Origin of the sequence: Pseudomonas sp. MONT-RG-20F-20-E-7-02, assembly GCF_022662395.1 — a bacterium.
GTDB lineage: Bacteria > Pseudomonadota > Gammaproteobacteria > Pseudomonadales > Pseudomonadaceae > Aquipseudomonas.
Genome location: NZ_JAKNQN010000041.1, coordinates 1 through 423, shown reverse-complemented (window position 1 = coordinate 423; position 423 = coordinate 1). Strand labels below are relative to the sequence as shown.

The 423-nt window shown below is 45.6% G+C and carries 2 tRNA genes; both read right to left on the bottom strand.

What is annotated here, in order from left to right:
• Nucleotides 1-185: 185 nt before the first annotated feature.
• Nucleotides 186-261, bottom strand: a tRNA-Ala gene (locus tag L8I05_RS29445).
• A gap of 30 nt (nucleotides 262-291) precedes the next feature.
• Nucleotides 292-368: transfer RNA gene (locus L8I05_RS29440), tRNA-Ile, on the bottom strand.
• Nucleotides 369-423: the final 55 nt, after the last annotated feature.

The window sequence follows — 423 nt, the reverse complement described above, 5'->3', positions numbered from 1 at the left end:
ATTAAGAGAACTCACAAATTTTACCTTAGCCTGATCCGTTACCAGTGAAAGTAACGTTCAGTCTATCTTTCTATCACATACCCAAATTTTTAAAGAACGATCTAATCAAAGACTAGAAATCAACATTCACCATCGTATCGATGGAATGCTCATTTCTAAGCTTTCAAAACTTTCAGAAGCAGTAGTGGTGGAGCCAAACGGGATCGAACCGTTGACCTCCTGCGTGCAAGGCAGGCGCTCTCCCAGCTGAGCTATGGCCCCGTATTTCTACAGGCGTTTCCCACACAAAATTGGTGGGTCTGGGCAGATTCGAACTGCCGACCTCACCCTTATCAGGGGTGCGCTCTAACCAACTGAGCTACAGACCCAATTTCGGGCTGCTTCTTATCGTCTTCTTCAATGAATCAAGCAATTCGTGTGGGA